The sequence below is a fragment of the Burkholderia sp. B21-005 genome, from assembly GCF_020843965.1.
Lineage (GTDB): Bacteria > Pseudomonadota > Gammaproteobacteria > Burkholderiales > Burkholderiaceae > Burkholderia > Burkholderia ambifaria.
This window is the reverse complement of record NZ_CP086301.1, coordinates 1,587,241-1,607,599: the sequence shown is the minus strand read 5'-3', so window position 1 is coordinate 1,607,599 and position 20,359 is coordinate 1,587,241. Positions and strand designations below refer to the sequence as shown.

At 64.1% G+C, this 20,359-nt stretch carries 16 protein-coding genes; 5 read left to right on the top strand and 11 right to left on the bottom strand.

Annotated elements, in window-relative coordinates:
• Positions 1–37: 37 nt before the first annotated feature.
• The 5 genes from LMA02_RS07605 to LMA02_RS07585 form a co-directional block, all read right to left on the bottom strand.
• Complete coding sequence (locus LMA02_RS07605; RefSeq protein ID WP_228907496.1) at positions 38–1,372, bottom strand: type II and III secretion system protein family protein; 1,335 nt, start codon at positions 1,370–1,372, stop codon at positions 38–40.
• Positions 1,373–1,436: 64 nt separating this feature from the next.
• Positions 1,437–2,342 (bottom strand): Flp pilus assembly protein CpaB, encoded by a 906-nt coding sequence (gene cpaB, locus LMA02_RS07600; protein ID WP_228907495.1) that lies wholly within the window; start codon positions 2,340–2,342, stop codon positions 1,437–1,439.
• Positions 2,343–2,430: 88 nt separating this feature from the next.
• On the bottom strand, positions 2,431–2,901 hold the full coding sequence (locus tag LMA02_RS07595; protein ID WP_228907494.1) for a TadE/TadG family type IV pilus assembly protein: 471 nt from the start codon (positions 2,899–2,901) through the stop codon (positions 2,431–2,433).
• The gene (locus LMA02_RS07590; protein ID WP_043174773.1) at positions 2,898–3,398 is read right to left on the bottom strand and encodes an A24 family peptidase; all 501 of its coding nucleotides are present in this window, start codon (positions 3,396–3,398) and stop codon (positions 2,898–2,900) included. Before LMA02_RS07590 ends, LMA02_RS07595 begins: the two co-directional genes overlap by 4 nt.
• Positions 3,399–3,478: 80 nt before the next feature.
• Positions 3,479–3,643, bottom strand: coding sequence for a Flp family type IVb pilin (locus tag LMA02_RS07585; protein ID WP_011656702.1), 165 nt, complete (start codon positions 3,641–3,643; stop codon positions 3,479–3,481).
• Positions 3,644–4,308: 665 nt separating this feature from the next.
• Here LMA02_RS07585 and LMA02_RS07580 point away from each other — a divergent pair.
• The 4 genes from LMA02_RS07580 to LMA02_RS07565 all read left to right on the top strand — a co-directional run bounded on the left by LMA02_RS07580 (position 4,309) and on the right by LMA02_RS07565 (position 9,739).
• On the top strand, positions 4,309–5,892 hold the full coding sequence (locus LMA02_RS07580) for a collagen-like triple helix repeat-containing protein (RefSeq protein WP_228907493.1): 1,584 nt from the start codon (positions 4,309–4,311) through the stop codon (positions 5,890–5,892).
• 40 nt (positions 5,893–5,932) lie between these two features.
• Positions 5,933–7,282: a collagen-like triple helix repeat-containing protein gene (locus tag LMA02_RS07575; RefSeq protein ID WP_228907492.1), complete on the top strand. Its 1,350-nt coding sequence runs from the start codon at positions 5,933–5,935 to the stop codon at positions 7,280–7,282.
• Positions 7,283–7,426: 144 nt separating this feature from the next.
• Positions 7,427–9,112, top strand: coding sequence for a ShlB/FhaC/HecB family hemolysin secretion/activation protein (locus LMA02_RS07570; protein ID WP_228907491.1), 1,686 nt, complete (start codon positions 7,427–7,429; stop codon positions 9,110–9,112).
• Positions 9,113–9,277: 165 nt separating this feature from the next.
• Entirely contained in the window at positions 9,278–9,739 is a 462-nt protein-coding gene (locus LMA02_RS07565) for a DUF2147 domain-containing protein (protein WP_228907490.1), read from the top strand.
• A 103-nt stretch (positions 9,740–9,842) separates the two neighbouring features.
• Here LMA02_RS07565 and LMA02_RS07560 read toward each other — a convergent pair whose 3' ends face one another.
• The 6 genes from LMA02_RS07560 to typA form a co-directional block, all read right to left on the bottom strand.
• A complete protein-coding gene (locus LMA02_RS07560) occupies positions 9,843–10,283 on the bottom strand; it encodes a transposase (RefSeq protein WP_228907489.1) in 441 nt (146 codons plus the stop codon).
• A 114-nt stretch (positions 10,284–10,397) separates the two neighbouring features.
• Entirely contained in the window at positions 10,398–11,495 is a 1,098-nt protein-coding gene (gene zapE / locus LMA02_RS07555) for a cell division protein ZapE (RefSeq protein ID WP_166721504.1), read from the bottom strand.
• 99 nt (positions 11,496–11,594) lie between these two features.
• Positions 11,595–13,025: a dihydrolipoyl dehydrogenase gene (lpdA, locus tag LMA02_RS07550; protein WP_166721503.1), complete on the bottom strand. Its 1,431-nt coding sequence runs from the start codon at positions 13,023–13,025 to the stop codon at positions 11,595–11,597.
• 81 nt (positions 13,026–13,106) lie between these two features.
• On the bottom strand, positions 13,107–14,384 hold the full coding sequence (odhB, locus tag LMA02_RS07545; protein ID WP_228907488.1) for a 2-oxoglutarate dehydrogenase complex dihydrolipoyllysine-residue succinyltransferase: 1,278 nt from the start codon (positions 14,382–14,384) through the stop codon (positions 13,107–13,109).
• A 135-nt stretch (positions 14,385–14,519) separates the two neighbouring features.
• Positions 14,520–17,384 carry a 2-oxoglutarate dehydrogenase E1 component gene (locus LMA02_RS07540; RefSeq protein WP_228907487.1) on the bottom strand — a complete coding sequence of 955 codons (2,865 nt, stop codon included), beginning with the start codon at positions 17,382–17,384 and terminating at the stop codon, positions 14,520–14,522.
• Between the two features lie 317 nt (positions 17,385–17,701).
• Positions 17,702–19,528, bottom strand: coding sequence for a translational GTPase TypA (gene typA, locus LMA02_RS07535; protein WP_228907486.1), 1,827 nt, complete (start codon positions 19,526–19,528; stop codon positions 17,702–17,704).
• Positions 19,529–19,850: 322 nt separating this feature from the next.
• Here typA and LMA02_RS07530 point away from each other — a divergent pair, with 322 nt between their 5' ends.
• A complete protein-coding gene (locus tag LMA02_RS07530; RefSeq protein ID WP_228907485.1) occupies positions 19,851–20,345 on the top strand; it encodes a MarR family winged helix-turn-helix transcriptional regulator in 495 nt (164 codons plus the stop codon).
• Positions 20,346–20,359: the final 14 nt, after the last annotated feature.

Genomic DNA, 20,359 nt, shown 5'->3' with positions numbered 1-20,359 from the left:
CCCCCGAATCCATATCGCGCGATGCCGCGCCGTGCGGTCATTTCGAAAATCCCGGTGCGGCATCCGGCGACGCGATACCGCCAAGATACGAGCGCCAGACAGGCCCGTCGCGCTGCTCGGACAACTCGCCGGGCGTCGCCGGCAGCGGTGCGCCCTTCGCGATCGGCGCCACCAGATGCGGCGTCACGATGATCACCAGCTCCTTGTCGTTCTGCTGGTAATTCAACGATTTGAAGAACGCACCGATGATCGGCAGATCGCCCAGGACCGGCACCTTGCTGATGTTCGACATCGTTTCGCGGTCGATCAGGCCGCCGATCACGAAGCTCTCGCCATCGCCCAGTTCGACCGTCGTATCCGCGCGCCGGGTCGTGATGGCCGGCACCGACACGCTGTTGATCGTTACGCCGTGCTGAAAGTCGAGCTGGCTCGATTCGGGCGCGACCTTGAGCGCAATCCGGCGCTGGCTCAGCACGGTCGGCGTCAGCGTCAGACCGACGCCGTACTGCTTCCAGTCGATCGCTGTCGAGCCCAGTGCCTGCGGCACCGGCACCGGAATTTCGCCGCCCGCGAGAAAACTCGCGCTCTGCCCCGACAGCGCAACCAGCGTCGGCTGCGCAAGTACGCGGGCCAGGTTGTTCGCTTCGAGAATCGAAATATTGCCGAAAATTCCGCGACCGGCGGAATTCACGACCAGGTTGAACGCCGACGCGATCGGAATGCCGGCCGTCGCCGCGAAGCCCGGCGTCGCGCCGCCCGTCACGGACTGAAGGCCGCCCGGCGAAAACGCACCGAACGCGAATCCGTTGCTCTGCTTGAAGAAGTTCAGCCCCGCTTCCTTCAGCACCGAGCGGCTGAATTCGACGACGCGCACGTCGACCTGCACGACGCTCCGGTTGCCGACCGTCGACGCATCGATCACCGTGCCGTCCTTGCCGCCCATCCGCTTGCCGACGGCCACGGCCCGTTCATGCGCATCGAGTGACGCCGAGGAGCCGGACAGGACCGCGGCTCCACCGTAGGCCTTGACCTTCGGCCCCGAACCATCCAGTGCCGCCTGAGCGGCCGCATCGACGACATTGACGTTCCACACCGTCGGCTCGTCGCGGCCCCGCTCCCACAACAACACGTTCGTCGAACCCGGTGCCTTCGCAACCAGCAGCACCGATCCGGCATGGCTCCCTTTCATGACCAGCACGTCGACTACTGCGGGATCGCCAACCGCAATCCGTTGCAGCGTGCGACCCGCAGCGACCTGTCGTTGCGAGCCGACCGCAAGGTCAATCGACGCGTTCGTGCCGGCAGCCTCCGTCAGGACACCAAAGGTCATGGCCCAGATAGCAATCGCGTATGCAATCAGTTTGTTTGTCATTGTGTCGGGGCCGTCGCGCGGCCTTCTCTCTTCCGTAGCTGCTGTCGATGATCGTACGTTGATGTCAATAGGCAACCGTTTCGGCACGCCCGCCACGAATGACTTCGATGCTGCTGCCGCCCCCCCGGGCGATGATGGGCGCGCGCGGGGCAACCGGCGCGCGGGGCGTACCGCGTGCACGTCCGCCCGACAGGTCGTCCAGCCATACGCCGCTCGCGGCCTGCGCGGACGGCGTCGCGTCCCCGCCCCCCGTACGAACCGCGACCGTCTGTGTCGCGATTTCGGTGTCGCGCGGATTGCGCAGCGCGAGCGTCAGACGACCGCTTGCCTCGGCGAGCGTGAGCGCATCGACCTGTGCCGTCGGCACGGCAAGCACCGCGGTCCGTACCGCGCCGCTCGGTCCGCCACCGCCGTCCCGATCGGAGGTCGCATCGCCAAACGACAGCACCCGGACCTTCGACAGCAGCAGACGCGCCTGCGTACCGGGAATCTCCGAAGTCGCCTGGGCGCCGCCGGATCCGTCACGCCGCAGATTCAGGAACACGTCGACGAAGTTACCGGGCCGCAACCGGTTGCCGACCGCGTTCGATTCGTCGACCTTCACGGCGATGGCACGCTCACCAAGCGCCACCTGGTCGGCCAGTCCGGAGGTCAACCCGCCTTCGAGCACCGGGGCGGCGGCAAGAATGTCGTTCGCCGGCACGCGACCGACAAGGGCCGTCGGATCGCTGAACCCGCCAGTCGGCAACATGGGAACCTGTGCGAGCTTCAACGCATCGGCGGGAATCGGCTGGCCGGCCGGCAGCACGCGCGCCGCCACGACGATCGGCACCGATTGCGCCGCGACAGTCTGCATTGCCACAACCGGCGGATGAGCCGGCGCGCGACCAAGCGTCCATGCATAGATCCCGAGCAGAACTGCGATTGCGATCAGCAGCCCGGCGATGATCTTCGTCAAGTTGTTGGCCATGGTGAATGTCGGTGCCGTAAATTGATGTAGTTATGTTCGAGCGTGGACACCGCTGTGTGCATGTGACCCGCCGTGTATGCTGCCCGGCTCATAGGATGGTTGCCGGATTGATCTGGACGGTGGCCGTGCCGGTAAGCTGCTTCGGCGTAACGAGACCCAGCAACGGCAGAGACGGAACCAGCGGATGCGCCTGGTACGGATAGGTCACCGTGACTGTCACGCAATACATCGTCGGGTCGTAGCTGCAGGTTCCTGATACCGGCGTCGGGATCTGGACATGGGCCAGCCATGTAGTGAGGCCGACCGCCGTCGTCTTTGCTGCGCTCGCCCGGTCCGTCAGCGCCTGCGTGCCCGAACCGTTGGCCTCATACACATAGTTCAGTGCCGAACGCGCCCCCTCGGTCGCGGCAAGCGTGAGGCCCTGCTGAACCGCGAAAATCAGCCCGAACGTCACGATCGCGTACAGAATCAGGAAAAACAGCGGAAATACCAGCGCGAATTCGACGGCAGTCGCTCCTCGCTCCCTCGAGCGCGCGGCCGGTCGATACTGTCGTTTCATCGCCCGCTCCAGGTAACGACCAGATAGCCCAGCCAAATTGCCGCAGGAACGACGAGACACGCCGCGTACGGTGTCGAGCGCCGTCCGCCGAGCGCCATTGCCGGCAATCCGCGCACCCATAACGCGCCGAGCGGCGTGCGAGTGAGCAGCATCAATCCAAGGACGTGCACTCCGGCGGCAAGGCTGGCAATAACCCACAGCCAAAGCAATATCGGCAAACCGCACCACGCACCGAGCACCGCAAATACCTTGACGTCCGCCGCACCCATGACGCGCATCGCAAAGAGCGGGAAGAAACTGACCAAACCGACCAGCATGCCGATCAATGCCTGCCCGGTTGAAATACCAAATGGATTTGCGTGTATCAGTGAGCTGACGAGCGCAGCAGTGCCTCCGCAGATGACAAGCGAATTCCGAACGAGCCGAAATCGAATATCACCGGCAGCAACGAGAGCGGCCCAGGCAAAAAAAATGCTGGTGCTGAGGAGATGTGCCATATCGCGAACGACTGCGCATGCCGATGTAACGGCGAGCGAGCCGCGACCGCGACTCGCTCGCCCCCAACGAACTGCAACGGTTAGGGCAGCGAACTGGCAATCGTGGAGAACAGAGCCGCGATCTTCGTGCCGATGGTCGTCACGCTGGTAATGATCAAGGCCGCAATCAGACCCGCAATCAGCCCATACTCGATTGCGGTAACCCCGTCTTCTTCCTTGAGGAAGCGCTTGATAAGTGCTTTCATTTTTAAATTCCTCGTGCCTGTATGTACGTTTTTTGGCCTTTTATACGTTGTACATCCCCCGTATATCTGGCCCTTGCCCCGCGCCGTTCGTTATCTGTGTAACGACAACCGGGTGCGCTTTCTTTATATGTCACCCCGAGGGGTAAGTATCACAATTTGATGGAAGTTAACATTCGCGATAGTGACCCTCCTCGAACGTCGTGTACCGACCCGTACATTTCCTTACATCTGCTCCGGATTCTATATCCGATCCTATTTAAGTTCCAACCTCTTTCAAGACCGGGTCGAAAAAACTTTCCGGGAGCACAACGCATTTGTACGGCGTTTCGGTACGACTTACACATAGGATTTACGATAGGTTAGATGTGCACACCTAATCCACCAGTAAAACACCAGACCGCCCGCGGGCCCTGCACCGGCCCCACGTTACGCCGCACGCGTAACGCCAATGTTGTGACGTTACGTTACGAAACGGCCGAAACCGTTCTCATCTGACTGCTTTTAAACAGTTTCAACAATCTTTCAATTTCCCAAAATCCCTTTTCCGACAAGGAATTGCATCGTTTAAAACCAATCGTCGAACCGACGGCTCTCGAAATGGCACGACAGTTGCAGAGTAATCCCCGCATCACTCAACACAACATCAATTGCAATGCGAGGACGAAATGGACATTCAGGTTATCCCTCATGGCACGCTCCGGACGACTATGATCGCGGCCACCGTGGCAGCCATGCTTTCCCTCTCCGCGTGCGGCGGCTCCGGTTCCATCAGCAAGGGCCTCAGCGGCGGCTCCAGCTCCGGGGGCGCCGACTCCATCTCCACGTCCGGCGGCGGCACTTCGGGCGGCACGTCAGGTTCGACGAGCGGCGGCACCTCGGGTAGCACCAGCGGCTCGACCAGCGGCAGCACGAGCGGTTCGACGAGCGGCAGCACCAGCGGAACGACGAGTGGAACGTCCGGCGGTACGAGCGGCACCTCCGGTGTGTCGGCGAACCCGGTGGGGAGCGTCCTCGCAAAGGGCGGCAACGTCATCACGAGTCTCGGCGGAACCGTGTCGAACCTCGGCAGCACCGTCGCGAGCCAGTCGCTGCCCGGCGTCGATCCGGGCACGACGCAGGCCGCAGGCGGCATCATCCAGCACGTCGGCGGTGCGGTCACGGCGCTCGGCACTGGCGTGGGCGACGGCCTCGGCCAGCTCGGTGCGGCGAAAGACCCGGTCGGCGTCACGGTCGCCAGCACGGGCGGCGTCGTCAACCAGCTCGGCGGCGCGGTCACGCAGACCGGCAACCTGGTCACCAGCCTCGGCAGCGGCCCGCTGTCGCCGCTCGCCCCTGTCACCGGCGCCGTCGGCGGCCTCGTGACGCAAGTCGGCAACGCGGTATCGAACGGTGGCACCACGCTGTCCAACGCGCTGTCGACCGGCCCGATCCAGCAGGTCACGCAGACGGTCAGCTCGGCCATCACGCCGATCACGACGATGGTCGGCCAGACGACGCAGACGATCGGGACGGCCACCGGCCTCGGCGCCCCGGTCAACACGCTGCTCGGCACGATCGGCAACGGCCTGAACCAGGGCGGCGCGCTGATCGCATCGACGGGCGGCAACCCCGTCACGACCGGCCTCGGCAACACCGTCTCGTCGACCGGCAATACCGTGAAGGCTGTCGGCGGCCTGCTCACGGGCAGCACCGGCGGCGCGACCAACCCGCTCGCACCGCTCACGGGCCTCCTCTCGACTGTCGCCGGCCCGCTCGGCGGCGCAACGGGCGGCACGAGCGGCGGCCCGCTCGCTCCGATCACCGGCCTCGTCTCCACCGTCACCGGCACACTCGGCGGCGCAGCCGGCGGCACCAGCGGTGGCCCGCTCGCTCCGGTCACGGGTCTGGTCTCCACCGTCACCGGCGCACTCGGCGGCGCAGCCGGCGGCGCGAGCGGCGGCCCGCTCGCTCCGGTCACCGGCCTCGTCTCGACCGTCACCGGTGCACTCGGTGGCGCAACTGGCGGCACGAGCGGCGGCCCGCTCGGCCCGGTCACGGGCCTCGTCTCCACGGTCACCGGCGCGCTCGGCGGCGTAACGGGCGGTGGCAATCCAATCGCCGCTCCGGTCCCCGCGGTCACCAGCACGGCCGGCGCACCGTCACTGAGCGGCACCACGGGCGCCGTCACGAACTCGGGCTCGGGTTCGAATCTGCTCGCACCTGTCACGTCGCTGATCGGCGGCCTGCTCGGCGGCACGCACGGCAAGTAATCAGACATCCATTCATCGACAAGACAGCGAGGAGTCCATCATGTCCCAGCAACGTTCCATCACGACGGTCGCCCTGCGCCAGTGGCGCATGCCCCTCACCGCACTCGCCGCTGCGTGCCTGCTGGCCGCCTGCGGCGGCAACAGCGTCAGCACGCCGCCGACCAGCAGCAACGGCGGCGGCTCCAGCGGCACGAGCGGTACCAGCGGCACGAGTGGCACCAGCGGTACGACGAACGGCACCAAGGGCGTCGTCAGCACGGTCGGCCAGACCGCGACCGATCTCGGCAGCACGGTCGGCAACATCAGCGTGCCTGGCCTCGGCGACGGCGTGACGAAGGGCGTCGGCAGCACCATCTCGAGCACCGGCACGATCGTCGGCGCGGCTGCCGATGCGTTGAGCAACGGGCTCGGACAGACCGGCACGATCAAGGACCCCGTCGGCACGACGGTCGCCGGCCTCGGAAACGTCGTCGGCGCGACGAGCAACACCGTGTCCGGGCTGAGCTCGACGGTCAAGGCGCTCGGCACGGGGCAGCTCTCGCCGCTCGCCCCGGTGACGACGCCGGTCGGCACCGTGCTCGACACCGTCGCCAACGGTCTGACGGCCGCCGGCACGACGATCGGCTCGACGCTGTCGTCGGGTGCCGTGCAGCAAGTGACGCAACCGCTCAGCTCGGCAATCACGCCGCTGGTGATCACCGCGGGTCAGGTCACGCAACAGGTCGGCACGACCACGGGCCTTGGGCAACCGGTATCGGGCCTGCTCGGCCAGGTGGGCGGCGCAATCAGCTCGGCGGGCAAGCAGGTGGCCAGCACGTCGAATCAGCCGCTCGTCGGCGATGTCGGACAGCTCGTCACCACGGTCGGCAACACCGTGACCAACGCGGGCGGCCTCGTGAACCCGAACGGCCCGAACGGCGCGGCGCCGATCCCCGGCCTGATCACGAGCCTCGTCGGCGGCTCGACCACGACCGTCCAGAACGGCTCGTCGTCGGGTTCCAGCTCGACGAACCCGCTCGGCGGCCTGCTGTCCGGCCTCGGCTCGACGCCGCTCGGTTCGCTCACGGGCGCGGTCGGCGGCGCAACGGGCAGCTCGGGCAGCAATCCGCTCGCGCCGGTCACGGGCCTCGTGTCGACGGTCACGGGCACGCTCGGCGGCGCGACGGGTGGCGCAGGCGGGGCAAACCCTCTCGCGCCCGTCACCGGTTTGCTGAATACTGTCACCGGAGCAGTGGGCGGTGCGGCGGGATCCGGGGCTTCGTCGAATCCGCTCGCGCCGGTCACGTCGCTCGTCGGCGGCGTGTCGGGGACGGCATCGTCGGGCAACTCGACGGGCCTCCTGGCGCCGGTCACGGGGCTGCTGGGCACGCTGGGTAGCGTCGGCAAGTAAGGAGGACAGTCGCGCCTTTGCAGCCGGAGCGGGAGGCGCGGCCGTACAAAACACAACCGGCAATGCGGCACGCGGCGCGCGACACTCGATGTCGCGCGCCCGCATTAGAACGAAGACGAAAAGAAAGGCCTACGAGGAAGAACAATGAAATCCAGATTCGACACATGGATGATGCTGCTCGCCATCGCGGCAGCAGGCACGGCACAGGCACAGACGCGCGCAGCAGGCAACCCGCTCGATTCCCTCCCCCAGATCAACGCGCCGAAGAAAGGGCCGACCGTCACCGTGCAGGTCGCGCCGCAGGCACCGCAGTTGCAGGAGCTGCTGTCGCGGCACGTGACACCGACAACGTTCCAGGTCGAAGGCGTGAAGTCGGTGCCGTTCGACGAAATCTCGCGTCGCTTCACGCCCCTCGTCGGCAAGGACATCACGATCGGCGAGCTGATCGAAACCGCCAACGGCGTGACCAAGCTGTACCAGGATCGCGGCTATGCGCTGTCGTTCGCGTTCATTCCTGCGCAGACGTTCGAGAACGGCGTCGTGCGCGTCACGGTCGTCGAAGGCTACGTGGCGGACGTCAAGGTCACCGGCAAGCCCGGCGCGATGGAATCGAAGATCCGCGCGATCGCCGCGCACATCACGGCCGATCGCCCGCTGCGCCGCGCGACGTTCGAACGCTACGTGAACACCTTCGGCCTCCTGCCCGGCCTCACGGTGAAGGCCAACGTGCCGCCGCCGCAAACGACCGACGGTGCGACGACGCTCGAACTCGCCGTCGACCGCAAGGCATTCAACATCAGCACCGGCATCGATTTCAATCACCCGGGCGTCCAGGGGCTCATCACCGCAACGGAGAATGGCCTCACGTCGTTTGGCGAGCAATTGAGCATTTCCGCGCTGGTGCCGCCCGGACGCGACAAGCAGACCTACGTCGCATTCAGCGGCGCGGTGCCGGTCGGCAGCAGCGGCCTGGTCACGCGCCTCGACGCCAGCACGTATCGCGGCAAGCCGACCGACAACCCGGGCCTGCCGTCGACCGTCGAGCGCACGGTCAAGAACGAGAAGCTCGGTCTTTCGGCATCCTATCCATTGCTGCTGAATAACCAGCGCAGTCTGCTCGGCACCGTGTCGGGGTATGCGTCGCACAATGAAGACCGCTACCAGAACAAGATCACCGGCAACAGCATCGACACGCGCTCGCAGGTCCGCGTGCTGCAAATGCAGCTCGACTATACGAGCGTGTCGGCCAAGCAAGTCCAGAAACTCAGCGTCAACGTCGCGAAGGGCTTCAACATTCTCGGCGCGTCGAAATCGCAGGACATCACGATCGGCTCGGACACGACGTCGGTGGACAGCCCGATTTCGCTGACGTTCGTGCGCACCGGCGCGACCTTCACGCAGACCAACGAATGGCCATTCAAGATCGGCACATCGGTCTCGCTGACCGGCCAGTACAGCCCCGATTCACTGCCGACGTCGGAACAGGTCTCGTTCGGTTCGACGCGCTATGCGCTCGGCTACCAGCCCGGCGAAACGTCGGGCGACTCGGGTTGGGGGATGTCGCTGGAGGTCAATCGCGGCTTCACGCCGGGCTGGACGTACATGAAGTCGATCACGCCGTATATCGCGTATGACATGGCACGCGTCTACCTGCATACGGGCACGCCGTCGCCGAGCCGCTTGTCGTCGGTCGCTATCGGCGTACGGTTTACGGACAGCCGCTACTACAGTCTCGACCTGAATATCGCGAAGCCGGTCGGCGATGCACCGGTTGAAAGCGCATCGCGCAGCCCGCGCGTGAATGCCGCGTTCTCATATCAGCTCAACTGATCAGTCACCAAACAGCCCGCGTCTCGCGAGCTGTTTGGAATAGAGTCCCCTCTATCAAACGCCGCGCGCGGTTTCACGTATTCTGACAAAGCTCGCAACATGCCACGCCCCATGCAGGCGGTCGTGCGGGCGAATCGAACACGACGTGAAACAAGGAGGAAGACAATGATTCAACTGACCCGCCCGTTGCGCGCACTGGCCGTCGCAAGTGCATTGCTCGCTTGCGCCGCCCCCACCTACGCCCAGACCGACAACCCCATCGGCATGTGGCAGACGATCGACGACAACACGCATCAGCCGAAGGCACTCGTGCAGATCGCCGACGACGGCGACGGTTCGCTGTCCGGCAAGGTCGTCAAGGGTCTCGGCGCCAACGACACGCCCGATCGTCGCTGCACCGCGTGCACGGACGAGCGCAAGGATCAGCTCATCAAAGGCATGACGATCATCAAGGCGATGAAGAAGGACGGCGACCACTGGGACGGCGGCAACATTCTCGACCCGGAAAACGGCAAGATCTACAAGTGCAAGATGTCGCTGGAAGACGGCGGCCAGAAGCTCGTCGTGCGCGGCTACATCGGCGTCTCGCTGCTTGGCCGATCGCAGACCTGGGTTCGCGCACAATAACTAACGCGACGCGCGTCGATACGCGCGACGCAATGAAAAATCGGCCTGCGATGTAGTCAGGCCGATTTTGTTTTGGTGCAGGCGTGAATGAAATCGAACGACTTCACGCTGCGTGCTTCAGCGTATCCGACGCATAGCTGCCCGGTGCACGATACACCGGCGCCGCGGCACCCCGCACCTCCGCCGCCTTCGATTGCGGGTGCTTGCGCATCCGCGTGGACAGTTCGTTGCACAGATTCACGCCTGCGTCGCCATACAGCTCGCGCATCACCTGCATCAACGTGCCGGTCTCGTGCCAGACCTTGAAGCGGCGATGACATGTCTGGTACGAAGGGTAACGACGCGGCATCGCTGACCAGGTCGCGCCGCTATAGATGACCCATAGAACGCCGTTCAGGACGGCGCGCGTATTGGCCAACGGTCGGCCGCGCAACTCGGTGCGGGGCTGCATTTCAGGCAGAAGCGGCACGACGCAGTGCCACTCGTGGTCGGTCAAATCGCGATACGGTGTCATGGATATCTCCAGCCTTAAGAACCATGACACAACGATATCGGCCGCCTTCAATGAAGAATATAAGACAAGTCCGAAAATACCCGGGGATCGCGATAATTTGACCGGAATTGACGTTTGAAGCCTGTCATTTGTCGAAAACTACGATCACGTCAGCGACGTATCGACAATGCGGCGCGGCGTTTCGAGGTATTCCTTCGACTGCATCTCGACGATCCGCGATACCGTGCGCGCGAACTCGTTCGCCATCGGCCCCTCGATGTACAGTTGCTCCGCAGGCACCGCCGCGGACATCAGCAGCTTGACCTTGTGGTCGTACAGTACGTCGATGAGCCAGGTGAAGCGCCGCGCCTCCGATGCCATGCGTGGCGACATCTGCGGCACTTCGGACAGCACGATCGCGTGAAAACGGCTGGCCAGCTCGAGATAGTCGTTCTGCGAACGCGGGCCGCCGCAGAGCGTCGCGAAATCGAACCAGACGACCCCATCGGCCTTGCGCAACGCCTTCAGTTCGCGCTTCTCGATATGCAGGATCGGGCTTTCGTCCGGCACCGCGGCGAGCTTCGCGAATGCATGACGCAGTTCGCGATCGGCATCCGCGCCGAGCGGCGTGTGATACATCCGCACCTGCGCGAGCGTGCGCTGGCGATAGTCGACGCCCGCGTCGACGTTCAGCACGTCGAGCTTTTGCTTGATCAGCTCGATCGCCGGCAGCATGCGGTCGCGATGCAGGCCATCGGGATACAGGTCGTCGGGATCGTAGTTGGACGTCATCACGAACTGCACGCCGTTGTTGAACAGGCGATCGAGCAGCCGGTACAGGATCATCGCGTCCGCGATGTCCGATACGTGGAATTCGTCGAAGCAGATCAACCGGTAGCGCTTCGCGATGCGTCGCGCGAGTTCGTCGAGCGGATCGGCCTGCCCTTTCAGCTCCTCGAGTTCGCGGTGCACTTCGCGCATGAATTCGTGGAAGTGCAGGCGCGTCTTGCGCTGCACGGGCACCACCGCGTAGAAGCTGTCCATCAGGAAGCTCTTGCCGCGGCCGACGCCGCCCCACATGTAGACACCACGCGGCAGGTCCGGATGATTGATGAGCTTCTTGAACGCGTTCGAGCGGCGCGCCTTGTAGTCGACCCACTCGTCGAAGCAGTGCTGCAAGCGATCGACGGCCGCGCGCTGCGCGGGATCGGACTGATAGCCGCGCGTGGTCAATTCGCGCGTGTAGTATTCGGTGACGTTCATCGGGCAAACCGGAAAAAACAAAGGCGAGCGGGAAACTCCCGCCCGCCTTCGTCATGAGGCGGCTGCGCCGGCCAAAGGCCGGCCGCCGCTATACCGCACTCAGCTGTTCAGCGAGCGCTTGTCGACGGCGAGCGCCGCTTCGCGCATCACTTCCGACATCGACGGGTGCGGATGGCAGATGCGGGCGATGTCTTCCGACGCCGCCTTGAACTCCATCGCCACCACGGCTTCGGCGATCAGGTCCGACGCGTTCGCCGCGATCACGTGCACGCCGAGCAGTTCGTCGGTCTTCGCGTCCGCGATCATCTTCACGAAACCGTCCGGCGCGTTCATGCCGAGCGCGCGACCGTTGATCGAGAACGGGAACTTGCCCGACTTGATCTCGCGGCCTTCGGCCTTCAGCTGCTGCTCGGTCTTGCCGACCCATGCGATTTCCGGGTACGTGTAGATCACCCACGGAATGCAGTTGTAGTCGATGTGCGGCTTCTGGCCGTCGATCACTTCCGCGACCAGCACGCCTTCGTCTTCCGCCTTGTGCGCGAGCATCGGGCCGCGCACCACGTCGCCGATCGCGTAGACGTTCGGCACGGCCGTACGGCAATGGTCGTCCACGTCGATGAAGCCGCGCTCGTTCGCCTTCAGGCCGATTGCCTCGAGGCCGAGGTTGTCGGTGTTCGGCACGCGGCCGACCGACACGATCAGGCGGTCGGCGTCGAGCGTCTGCGCGTTGCCGTCCTTGTCCGTGTAAGCGATCGACACGCCATCTGCGGTCGTCTTCACGTCACCGATCTTCACGCCGAGATGGATGTCGAGGCCCTGCTTCTTGAACAGCTTGGCCGCTTCCTTCGCGAGCGCTTCGTCGGCCGCGCCGAGGAACGCCGGCAGCGCTTCGAGCACCGTCACTTCGGAACCCAGGCGACGCCACACCGAGCCGAGCTCGAGGCCGATCACGCCTGCGCCGATCACGGCGAGCTTCTTCGGTACCGACTCGAACGTCAGTGCACCTTCGTTGTCCGACACGATCTTGTTGTCGACCGGGACGTTCGGCAGGTGACGCGCCTTCGAGCCCGTCGCGATGATCACGTTCTTCGCGGTGACGACTTCGGTTTCACCTTCGCCGCTCACTTCGATCTGCACGCCGGCGTCGGTCTTGCCGGTGAACTTGCCATGGCCCTTCAGCCAGGTGATCTTGTTCTTCTTGAACAGGAACTCGATCCCGCTCGTCATCTTCTCGACGATCGCGTCCTTGCGGCCGAGCATCTTCGCGACGTCGATCTTCACGCCGTCGACCGTGATGCCGTGGTCGGCCAGGTGATGCGACGTGTTCTCGAACTCTTCCGACGACGCGAGCAGCGCTTTCGACGGAATGCAGCCGACGTTCAGGCAGGTGCCGCCGAGCTTCAGCGCGCCGGCCGGGTTCTTCCACTTCTCGATACAGGCAACGGTCTTGCCGAGCTGCGCGGCGCGAATCGCGGCGATGTAGCCACCGGGGCCGGCGCCGATCACGACGACGTCAAATTCCTTGGACATGACAATCCTTTCTACTTGTACGTCCGCGCGCTCGCGCGGTGGCGCGAGCGTGCGGAGCGGGTCAATGCAGTGAGACTCGGCTTACAGATCGAGCAGCAGGCGTGCCGGATCTTCCAGCGCATCCTTCATCGCGACGAGCGACAGCACGGCTTCGCGGCCGTCGATGATCCGGTGGTCGTACGACAGTGCCAGGTAGTTGATCGGACGGATCACGATCTGGCCGTTTTCGACAACCGGGCGCTCCTTCGTCGCATGCACGCCGAGGATGGCCGACTGCGGCGGGTTGATGATCGGGGTCGACAGCATCGAGCCGAACACGCCGCCGTTCGAGATCGAGAACGTACCGCCCGTCATTTCCTCGATCGACAGCTTGCCGTCCTTCGCCTTCTGACCGAATTCGGCAATCTTCTTCTCGATCTCGGCGAGGCTCAGTTGATCCGCATTGCGCAGGATCGGCACGACCAGGCCACGCGGCGAACCGACCGCGATACCGATGTCGAAGTAGCCGTGATAGACGATGTCGTTACCGTCGATCGACGCGTTCACCAGCGGGAACTTCTTCAGCGCGTGCACGGCCGCCTTCACGAAGAACGACATGAAGCCGAGCTTCACGCCATGTTCCTTCTCGAACTTGTCCTTGTACTTGTTACGCAGTTCCATGACCGGAGCCATGTTCACTTCGTTGAACGTCGTCAGGATCGCGTTGGTCTGCTGCGACTCGAGCAGGCGCTCGGCGATACGCGCACGCAGGCGCGACATCGGCACACGCTGTTCCGGACGGTCGTTCAGCCACGTCGCTGCCGACGCCGGCACCTTCACTTCCGGCAGTGCCGGCTTCGCAGCGGCGGTCTTCGCCGGTGCAGCGGCCGGAGCAGCCTTCGGTGCGCTGCCTGCGGCCAGCGCGTCGCCCTTCGTGACGCGGCCGTCGCGGCCCGAACCTGCGACGTCGCCTGCCGACAGGCCCTTCTCGGCCAGCAGCTTCGACGCGGCCGGCGATGCGGCGGCCGAACTCGATGCAACGGCGGCAGCCGGCTGGGCTGCCGGTGCGGCTGCGGCCGGTGCTGCCGCCGGCTGCACTTCGGCGGCGCCTGCCGCGGCTTCGGCAGCACCTGCCTTCGCCTCGGTGTCGATCGTCGCGATGATCTGTTCGGCGACCACGGTGTCACCGTCGTTCTGCAGCACTTGCGCGAGCACGCCCGCGGCCGGTGCCGGCACTTCGAGCACGACCTTGTCGGTCTCGAGTTCGATCAGGATTTCGTCTTGCGCGACTGCTTCGCCCGGCTTCTTCTTCCACTGCAGCATGGTGGCTTCCGAAACCGACTCCGAAAGCTGGGGGACTTTGACTTCTACGATAGCCATGTGATTTTCCTGGATGCTTAATCTGGGTAATGACGAGGTTCGTGCGATTCCTTCGGCCGGCGCGGCGCGCGACGCGCCCGGCGGGCCAAAAGAGACGGGAAAGCGCAGCGCGCCTTCCCGTTTCGCTTCCGTCGGTTATTTCGCGATCGATGCGCTCTTCAGGCGGCCGAACGCACCTTCGATCAGTGCCTTCTGCTGCTCGTAGTGCTTCGCGTAGTAGCCAACCGCCGGCGAGGCCGAAGCCGGACGGCCGCTGTATGCCAGCTTCTGCCCTTCCTTCATGCCTTCCTTCAGGTGGTGCTCGACGTAGAACCAGGGGCCCTGGTTCTGCGGCTCGTCCTGCACCCAGACCACTTCAGTCGCGTTCTCGTACTTCTTCATTTCGGTTTCGAACTGCTTGTGCGCGAACGGATACAGCTGCTCGATACGGATGATCGCGACGTCGTTCGCCTTCGCTTCACGGCGATGTGCGACGAGGTCGTAATACACGCGACCCGAGCATGCCAGCACGCGCTTGACCTTCTTCGCGTCGATGCCGCCGTCGGTTTCGCCCAGCACCGGCTGGAACGAACCCTTCGCGAGTTCCGACAGATCCGACACCGCTTCCTTGTGGCGCAGCAGCGACTTCGGCGTTGCGACGATCAGCGGCTTGCGGAACAGACGGATCATCTGGCGACGCAGCAGGTGGAAAATCTGCGCCGGCGTCGTCGGCTGAACGACCTGCATGTTGTGATCGGCACACAGTTGCAGGAAACGCTCGATACGGGTCGACGAGTGTTCCGGACCCTGGCCTTCGTAGCCGTGCGGCAGCAGCATCGTCAGACCCGACACGCGGCCCCACTTCACTTCACCCGACGAAATGAACTGGTCGATCACGACCTGCGCGCCGTTGACGAAGTCGCCGAACTGGGCTTCCCACAGCACGAGCGTGTTCGGCTCGGCGGTCGAGTAACCGTATTCGAAGCCCAGCACCGCTTCTTCCGACAGCACCGAGTCGATCACCGTGAACTTCGCCTGACCTTCGGCGATGTTCTGCAGCGGCACGTACGTGCCGTCGTTCCAGCGCTCGCGGTTCTGGTCGTGCAGCACCGCGTGACGGTGCGTGAACGTACCGCGGCCCGAGTCCTGGCCCGTCAGGCGCACCGAGTAGCCCGATGCGACGAGCGACGCGAATGCGAGGTGTTCGCCCATGCCCCAGTCGAGCGGCTGGTCGCCGCGCGCCATGTTGCGGCGGTCGTTGATCACGCGCTCGACGAGCGGGTGAACCTTGAAGTTTTCCGGGACCGTCGTGATGCGTTCGCCGAGGCGCTTCAGTTCGGCGAGCGGCACGGCCGTATCGGCTGCGTCCGTCCACTTGCGGTTCAGGAACGGAACCCAGTCGACCGCGTACTTGCTCTTGTAGTTCGACAGGACCGGATCAACGGTGTGGTGGCCGTCGTCCATCGCCTTGCGGTACGCCTTCACGTAGTTGTCGGCGTCTTCCGCGGTGATCACGCCCTGCTGCACGAGCTTCTCGGCGTACAGCGCACGGGTGCCCGGGTGCTGCGCGATCTTCTTGTACATCAGCGGCTGCGTGACCGCCGGCGTGTCCTGCTCGTTGTGACCCAGCTTGCGGAAGCAGACGATGTCGATCACGACATCCTTGTGGAACTGCATCCGATAGTCGATCGCGATCTGGATCGCGAGCACGACGGCTTCCGGATCATCGCCGTTCACGTGCAGCACCGGCGCCTCGATCATCTTGACCACGTCGGTACAGTACAGCGTCGAGCGCGCGTCGCGCGGGTCGGACGTCGTGAAGCCGATCTGGTTGTTGATGACGATGTGCAGCGTGCCGTGCGTGCCGTAACCGCGCGTCTGCGCGAGGTTCAGCGTTTCCATCACGACGCCCTGGCCGGCGAAGGCCGCGTCGCCGTGGATCTGCACCGGCAGCACCTGCAGGCCGTCTTCGTCGCCGCGACGGTCCATCCGCGCCTTCGCGGAACCTTCGACCACCGGGTTCACGATTTCGAGGTGCGACGGGTTGAACGCGAGCGACAGGTGGACCGGGCCGCCTTCGGTCGACACATCCGACGAGAAGCCCTTGTGATACTTCACGTCGCCGGCCGGCAGGTCATCGACGTGCTTGCCTTCGAATTCGGCGAACAGGTCGGCCGGCATCTTGCCCAGCGTGTTGACCAGCACGTTCAGGCGGCCGCGGTGCGCCATGCCGATGATGATTTCCTGCACGCCGGTCTTGCCTGCGTGCTGGACGACTTCGTCCATCGCCGCGATGAAGCTTTCGCCACCTTCGAGCGAGAAGCGCTTCTGGCCGACGTACTTGGTGTGCAGATAGCGCTCGAGGCCTTCCGCTGCCGTCAGGCGATTCAGGATGTGCTTCTTCTTCTCTACCGAGAAGGCAGGCGTCGCGCGGGTCGATTCCAGGCGCTCCTGCCACCAGCGCTTCTGCTCCGGATCGCTGATGTACATGTACTCGGCGCCGATCGTGCCGCAGTACGTGTCACGCAAGCCCTTGACGATGTCGCGCAGCGAAGCCTGGTCGAAACCGAAATACAGGTTGCTTGCGCTGTACGTCTGGTCGAGGTCGCCTTCGGAGAAGTCGTAGAAAGCGGGTTCGAGTTCGGGAATGGCGGGACGTTCGCGACGCTTCAGCGGATCCAGATTGGCCCATTGCGAGCCGAGGAAGCGATAGGCGCTGATGAGGGACTGGACGTGGACCTGCTTGCGCGCGGTCGCCAGATTGCTGGTGCTTTCGCGCGGGATGAAGGCATTGGCCTTCGCACGCTCGGCAAAGGATTCGACGATCGGAAAATGAGCGACGTCATTGGCAGTCGAGCCGTCGGTTGCAGGCACGTTCTGCAGCGCGTCGAAATACTCTCGCCAGTTCTCCGGCACCGATGCCGGATTGTTGAGGTATGCATCGTACAGTTCTTCAACGTACGAAGCATTGCCGCCGAACAGATAGGAGTTCAGCTGAAACTGCTTCATTACATCTGACATTTTACGCTCACCTTTCTTCGAGCTTCTCGAGAAATAGCGGGTTACTCAACCTTCCGCGACACGGCCTGACCGTTTAGCGGATTGCGAATCAAGTCTTGCTTGGAAGGACCTAAAACTTGCGTGCGCGCAGCATATCACAGAACCGATACCGAAGTTCACGACGACAGGTGCCCGAAAGCACCGCACGACGGGGTTTTGCCGGATTGCCACGGCCCTTGGGAACAGTGTTTTGCAACCACCCCGGTTGCGCATCGCGCGGATGCAAAAAAGGCCGCCCGAAGGCAGCCTTTTCCATCATGCATGGGAACGGTCGATGCTTAGTCGACTGCGCCTTCACGGCTCGCGCGGCGACGCTCGTGCTCCTTCAGGAAGCGCTTGCGCAGGCGGATCGACTGCGGCGTCACTTCGACGAGCTCGTCGTCGTCGATGAATTCGACCGCGTATTCGAGCGACATCTGGACCGGCGGTACGAGACGCACGGCTTCGTCGGTACCCGACGCGCGCACGTTGGTCAGCTGCTTGCCCTTGATCGGGTTCACGACGAGGTCGTTGTCGCGGCTGTGGATGCCGATGATCATGCCCTCATACAGCGCGTCGCCCGGCTTCACGAACATGCGGCCGCGATCCTGCAGCTTCCACAGCGCGTACGCCACTGCCGCGCCGTCGTCCTGCGAGATCAGCACGCCGTTGCGACGCTCGAAGACCGAGCCGTCCTTGACCGGTGCGTACGAGTCGAAGATGTGGCTCATCAGGCCCGTGCCGCGCGTAAGCGTCAGGAATTCGCTCTGGAAGCCGATCAGGCCACGCGCCGAGATCTTGTATTCCAGACGCGTGCGGCCGCGGCCGTCCGACGCCATGTCGAGCATTTCGCCCTTGCGGCGGCCGAGCTCTTCCATCACGCCGCCCTGGTGCTCGTCCTCGACGTCGACGGTCAGCAGCTCGTACGGCTCGTGCCGCACGCCGTCGATTTCCTGCATCACGACGCGCGGACGCGACACGGCCAGCTCATAGCCTTCACGGCGCATGTTTTCGACGAGAATCGTCAGGTGCAGTTCGCCGCGGCCCGAGACTTCGAACACCGTTTCGTCGCCCGTGTCCTTCACGCGCAGCGCGACGTTGTGGTTCAGTTCCTTCATCAGGCGATCGCGGATCTGGCGGCTCGTCACGAACTTGCCTTCGCGGCCGGCCAGCGGCGACGAGTTGACGAGGAAGTTCATCGTCAGCGTCGGCTCGTCGACGGTGATCATCGGCAGTGCTTCCGGCGTATCCACCGCGCAGATCGTTGCGCCGATGCCGACATCTTCAATACCGTTGATCAGCACGATGTCGCCTGCTTCGGCCGAGTCGACCTGCACGCGCTCGAGGCCCGTGAACGACAGCACCTGGTTGATCTTGCGGTTCAGCACATCGCCTTCCGGGCCGAAGCGCATCACGACCGGCTGACCCGGCTTGATGCGGCCGCGCGTGATGCGGCCGACGCCGATCCGGCCAACGTACGTCGAATAGTCGAGCGACGTGATCTGCAGCTGCAGCGGCGCGTCCGGATCGGCCGGACGGACCGGCACGTGCTGGAGGACCGCCTCGAACAGCGGGCGCATGTCGCCTTCGCGCGCCGCCGGGTCGAGCGACGCATAGCCGTTCAGGCCCGATGCGTAGACGATCGGGAAGTCGAGTTGCTCCTCGGTCGCGCCCAGCTTGTCGAACAGGTCGAAGGTCTGGTTGATGACCCAGTCGATCCGCGCACCCGGACGATCGATCTTGTTGACGATGACGATCGGCTTCAGGCCGAGCGCGAGCGCCTTCTTCGTGACGAAGCGGGTCTGCGGCATCGGGCCTTCGACCGCGTCGACGAGCAGCAGCACCGAGTCGACCATCGACAGCACGCGCTCCACTTCGCCGCCGAAGTCCGCGTGCCCCGGCGTGTCGACGATGTTGATGTGCGTGCCTTCATATTCGACCGCACAGTTCTTCGCGAGAATCGTGATCCCGCGCTCTTTTTCGATGTCGTTCGAGTCCATCACCCGCTCGGCAATCTGCTGGTTCTCGCGGAAGGTGCCGGACTGGCGGAGCAGTTGGTCGACGAGCGTGGTCTTGCCGTGGTCGACGTGGGCGATGATGGCGATATTGCGAAGGGCGCGGGTCATAGAAACCTGGAAATTCGTTGAACGCGCAAACGCGCACGCTCGTCAGTCACCGGGACACGTGCGCGCGCGTTGCAGCTTGGAAACCACAAATTATAGCACGTGAGCGTGGCGGGAGCCGGACTGTTCGTTGCAGCGCAACAAACGGCCCCGCCCTGCGTCGTCTAAACCCGGCCATCGCGCCTGCCAGCACGCCGAAGACCCTGACGTCGACAAGGGGATTTTGGGGCACGGAGCGCGCCCTCGCCCGTTCGATTAACATTTGCCGCGGCAAACAATTGTGCCTATACTGCTGCCTAGTCAACTATTGCAGCCTCAGGGTTTTATGTCGGATTCTCCTTCCCAATCGCCTGTTTCGCCGCTGTCCTCGTATCAGATGAACGACAGCGTCGGTTATCTGATGTCGCGCGTGAAATCAGTGATGACCAACCTCGTCACCCAGCGCACGCAGGAGGAGCTCGGCATCACGGGCACGCAGGCGAGCATGCTGTTCATGATCGCGGTCGGCAAATGCTCGACGGCCGCCGAGCTTGCGCGGGAATACGGGATCGACGCGAGCGCGGTCACGCGCCTGCTCGATCGCGTCGAGAAGCGCGGCCTGCTGTCCCGCGTGCGCAGCATCGAGGATCGGCGGGTCGTGCGGCTCGAGCTGACCGACGAAGGCCGCGCGCTGGCCGAGCGGTTGCCGCCGGTGTTCCGCAGCGTGCTCGACGAGCTGCTGGGCGGGTTTACGCCGGAAGAAGTCGGGTTCCTCAAGAGCATGCTGCGCCGCATTCTCAGCAACTATTGCGAGACCGCCGGCGGTAGCATCGCGCAATAGTTGCCATAACAATT